Origin of the sequence: Thiocystis violacea (assembly GCF_016583565.1) — a bacterium.
GTDB classification, from domain to species: domain Bacteria; phylum Pseudomonadota; class Gammaproteobacteria; order Chromatiales; family Chromatiaceae; genus Thiorhodococcus; species Thiorhodococcus violaceus_A.
Map to the genome: position 1 here is coordinate 1 of NZ_NRRF01000150.1, position 3,625 is coordinate 3,625.

At 63.0% G+C, this 3,625-nt stretch carries 4 protein-coding genes, 1 tRNA gene and 1 pseudogene; 1 reads left to right on the plus strand and 5 read right to left on the minus strand.

Features of this window, described 5'->3' with window-relative positions; translation table 11 throughout:
* The first annotated feature begins 251 nt into the window (after positions 1 to 251).
* Positions 252 to 327 (plus strand) — tRNA-Thr (locus CKO23_RS24090).
* Positions 328 to 332: 5 nt separating this feature from the next.
* On the opposite strand, the pseudogene CKO23_RS24095 reads toward CKO23_RS24090, so the two are convergent.
* From CKO23_RS24095 to CKO23_RS24110, 5 genes and pseudogenes are all read right to left on the minus strand, one after another.
* Positions 333 to 875, minus strand: a pseudogene (locus CKO23_RS24095) (site-specific integrase); the annotation flags it as partial.
* Positions 876 to 1,116: 241 nt separating this feature from the next.
* Positions 1,117 to 1,830 carry a TonB-dependent receptor plug domain-containing protein gene (locus CKO23_RS26185; RefSeq protein ID WP_346014683.1) on the minus strand — a complete coding sequence of 238 codons (714 nt, stop codon included), beginning with the start codon at positions 1,828 to 1,830 and terminating at the stop codon, positions 1,117 to 1,119.
* Positions 1,831 to 2,520, minus strand: coding sequence for a TonB-dependent receptor plug domain-containing protein (locus tag CKO23_RS26190; protein ID WP_440870594.1), 690 nt, complete (start codon positions 2,518 to 2,520; stop codon positions 1,831 to 1,833). It lies immediately after the preceding gene.
* A gap of 20 nt (positions 2,521 to 2,540) precedes the next feature.
* Positions 2,541 to 2,900 (minus strand): ISAs1 family transposase, encoded by a 360-nt coding sequence (locus CKO23_RS24105; RefSeq protein WP_207168685.1) that lies wholly within the window; start codon positions 2,898 to 2,900, stop codon positions 2,541 to 2,543.
* Positions 2,878 to 3,357 carry a transposase family protein gene (locus tag CKO23_RS24110; protein WP_200335949.1) on the minus strand — a complete coding sequence of 160 codons (480 nt, stop codon included), beginning with the start codon at positions 3,355 to 3,357 and terminating at the stop codon, positions 2,878 to 2,880. Before CKO23_RS24110 ends, CKO23_RS24105 begins: the two co-directional genes overlap by 23 nt.
* Positions 3,358 to 3,625: the final 268 nt, after the last annotated feature.

A 3,625-nucleotide genomic window follows, 5' to 3' on the forward strand; every position in this document is an offset into this window, starting at 1 on the left:
GCGAAGACGCCTGCCGCATCCGCAAAGGCCATGCTCCAGCGATTCTGACCTCGATCCGTCACCTTTGCATGAATCTGCTGGAACAAGAGCCCTCCAAGCAGCGCATGTCCAAGAAGCGCCGCAAGGCCACCTGGAACGATGACTACCGCGCTAAGGTTGTGTTTGGTTGAGAATTTATACGCGCTCGCCCTGTTTTCCGCCTCCATCGCTTGAGCATCGAGTCATCTTTAGCTATGATTTCGGGCTTAGCTGCCGATGTAGCTCAGTTGGTAGAGCAACGCATTCGTAATGCGTGGGTCAGCGGTTCGAATCCGCTCATCGGCTCCATCAAATCAATTGCTTATCTTTTCAGGCTTCGACGGTGTGCCGGATAATGTGCGCGAACGTTCGATGCGTGCCGCGTGCTCGGCCAAGTGCTCAGGCGCTAAGTGCGTATATCTGAGCACCATGTCATAGCCCGACCAGCCCCCAAGCTGCATCAAATCCTGAAGCGGAGTTCCTTCCTGAACGTGCCAGGATGCCCAGGTGTGCCGGAGATCGTGCCAGCGAAAATCCTCGATACCGGCGCGCTCCAGTGCCTTGTACCATGCAGCTGTTGAAACTTGGGCGATCCGATTCCCTTTGTACGTGAACACCCAGCGATCATGGCGCCCGATCCAGCGGCGAAGCACCAACACGGCATCGTAGTTGAGCGGCACCCCGATCGCCCGGCGGGCCTTTGCCTGATCAGGATGAATCCAGGCCACCCGGCGGCTAAGATCGACCTGCCCCCATTCCAGCCCGGTAACATTGGCGCGCCGCAGTCCCGTAGCCAGCGTGAACCCCGCCATGTCGGCCAAGTGCGCGGGCAATTCCTTCAGCAGTCGGTCGGCTTCGTCACGGGTAAGTCAGCGAATGCGTAAGCCCGGCTCGGCATAAGTCCGCACAGACGGCGCCCGATCGATCCAGCCCCACTGACGTTCGGCACGTCGCAATATGGCGCGGATCAGTGCAACCATGCGGTTCTTGGTTGCTGGCGCTGTACCACTTCGAGCATGTGCCACTTGGTCGGTCTTGTCCGTGGTAATGCCATTGAGAGAGAGAGAGAGAGAGAGAGAGAGTGACCCGAGGTGTGAGTCAAGCCAGCGAAGTAGGTTGATAGCGGACCTCGAGTTCGGCGCCCTGGCCAATCGGACGACCGACGTTCTCTGGCTCGACCGAGACGCGGCGATCCTGCTGGCGGATTTGGTCGACGGTTTCATGGCGAAACAGGTTTAGGCCGAGTTCCAGATCGGGGTGGGGCTGGTACTGCACGGCGAACTCGCGGGTGCGCAGACGCTCCGACTCGAGGTCAGCGTTCGCTTGATAGATCGGCAGCAGACCATTGCGCGTCTCGCGGAGGGTCGGAGCACGAAAGCCCTCACCGTAAAGCAGCTTCGCGGTCCATTCGGGCAGCGGTGTCCACACGAGGACGGCGCGTGGGCTGACATGCGTTCCAACATCCGAATTGTCGTCGAGCCGCGCACCCCAAGTCAGCGACCACTTCGGGGCGATCAGCCATTCGTCCTGGAAATAGGCGGACAGCAGGCGGCCATGGCCGTCATCGTCAGATCCCGTTGCGGCCGCGGACAGCAACTGCGTCAGCGCGCTGGCATACCCCGTGAGCGGATCGCTCAGCGTGGTGCCGGTCGTGCCCATGCCAGACGCGACGGCATCCAATCCGCGCAGCTCCAGCGCGTCGAGCGCGTAGCGGACCTGCTCAACCCCGAGCCCCAGGGTGATGAAATGCCGAGCGCTCGCCGCATAGCGAAGATCCGAGCGCAGTCGCCAGGTCTCCTGCGCGGCATCCACTTAGAGCGTCAGCGCGAGCCGTTGGCTGAATCTGACCTTGCGCTCAAGACGCCCTTCGACCGTCTCCAGCGTGCGCGTCCCGCTGGGATCGATGGCACTCAAGATCCCGGCACCAAGCCCCTGCGTGGTGCGCAAGAGCCGCAGCATGGCGCGCGCCTGACCGAATCGGTCATTCGCCAGCACGCCCAGATTGCGTTGGTCTGTGTTGACCGCGCTCGGTGCCAGCGAGAATCCGCTCCCGAGCAGGGCATCGATCTGCGACAAGCGGTCGGCGCGAATCACGGGCGTAGGCCCGTCCGTCTCCATGACCTCGGCGCCAAGGACGATGTCGGTGGATGCGTTGCTGTTCCCAACCAGGAGGCGTCCGTCACGTGTGCGCTCCGAGCCGCCACTCAGCGTGATCTGCTGCTGGTCGACCCGCTTGCGCGTGATGACATTGACCACCCCGGAGAAGGCATCCGCGCCGAACACCGAGGAGCCCGGTCCACGCGTCACCTCGATCCGTTCGATGACGTCGATGGGGATGACGCCCAGGACGCTGAGCGGATTCACCAGGATCAGATCCGATTGAGCCACCCCGTCGAGCAGTACCAGCAGGTTGCCCGAGCCAAGACTCGAGAAGCCACGCACCAGGACGTTTGGCGCGTAGTCATTGGTCAAGCCCAGATGAAATCCGGGCACCAACCGCAGCGCCTCAGCGAAACCCGCCGTTACGGAATGGCGACGACTTGCCCCGTGAGGGGGAAGTCGAGGTCATCGTTGAGCGCCGTGGAGGTCCAGATAGCGCGCGACTCCAAGCGCCCGTGCTCGAGGTTCAGCGGTTCGCGGAAGTCCGCCTCGCCGCGCTCGGCGAAGTGCAGGCGGATGTCGGCGATCAGGGTGGGCTGATTGTCCTTGGCGATAAAGACGTAGTGGGCGCCGCGCTCGACCACGTGTTGAGCGATCTTGCGCTGGGTGAGCAGGGCGTCGGCGGTAATGGTCTTGCCGGCGATGTCGAGAGATTCGAGCAAGGGGATGGCCATGCCGATCTCATTGGTCTGCTTGACCTCATCGCCGGCGCCTACGGGCAAGGCGGCGACTTTGTTGGGTATGGCAGGCTCGGCTTTGATGCCCCACGGCACCGAGGATGTGCGTCTGCTGGCCCGCCTCGTCGATGGCGTTACGCATGGTCTTGCCGTCGAGGGCCAGACCTTCGTCGGCCACGCCCATCTGCGCGTTCCAGCCTTGCAGGGCACGATCGAGGTCATCGGGTGGAATGCTGATGAGCAGGTCGCGGAAGCGGGTGCGGCTGGGCACCTCGTAGCGGCCGTTGCGGCAGCGGCAGCGAAAGCGCGCCCGTGCCTGCTGGCTGAGGTCCGCGGCCCACGCGGCGATGGCCTTGTAGCCACGCGCCCCGCACAGCACCGCGCCGGCGGCAATGCCCAGGGCCGCGGGCAAGGGATGGCGCCGCCCCTGGGCGCGGCGTGGATCGGGAATGTCGGCGAAGAATTCCGGTAGTGAGCGCATGCGCTCGGCAGTCAATACCATGTTCGGGGCTCCATACACGCCGCTCTCACAGCACTCTCTGGCCCTGCAAGATCCCTCGAAGGGCGCCAGATGATCAGATTCGGGGACAACATGCGCTCCCAGAAGAGGATTTACACTAGAACAGTTCCGCCCTGTCTTGAGACGGACATTCCGCACCCCGTGACAGCACCGATGTCGTATTTTTCAGCGGCATCGATTCAGCAGCACGGGGATGGGTGGATAAAGTGCTCCTCTGGTACCTTGAGCGCGCGTAAGAACGCCTGCTGGG

What these genes read in the sequence shown, in the direction of transcription:
- CKO23_RS24110 (WP_200335949.1), bottom strand. Translation starts at nt 3,357, where the DNA reads ATGGTATTGACTGCCGAGCGCATGCGCTCACTACCGGAATTCTTCGCC.